General features: G+C 41.1%; 1 protein-coding gene. It reads right to left on the bottom strand.

The genetic code is table 11. The annotated features are described in order from the left end of the window. A partial coding sequence (locus JMA43_RS14045; RefSeq protein WP_342157332.1) for a hypothetical protein occupies positions 1 to 236 on the bottom strand: 236 nt, incomplete at both ends.

Genomic DNA, 236 nt, shown 5'->3' with positions numbered 1-236 from the left:
CGTAGCAGAAACTCCATCCAAGGTATTTACCTTGGGAGGAAGCACATACGTTAAATTGCCATAATCATCATATACGTAATACGTGTCATGCGCTATGTTATTATTATAGTTACGTTTGAGTACTACTCGTCCTTGCTTATCCTTGTATTCTCGAGTGGTGTGGTTGTTTCCATCCCCTGACTTCCAGTTCTCATCCTTAGTAACAGTTACATACAACTGGTTTGCTCCGTAGTACG

Origin of the sequence: Joostella sp. CR20, assembly GCF_038433465.1 — a bacterium.
Classification (GTDB): Bacteria; Bacteroidota; Bacteroidia; order Flavobacteriales; family Flavobacteriaceae; genus Galbibacter.
Note: the sequence above shows the minus strand (reverse complement) of the source record. Positions and strands in the feature narration are given on the sequence as shown.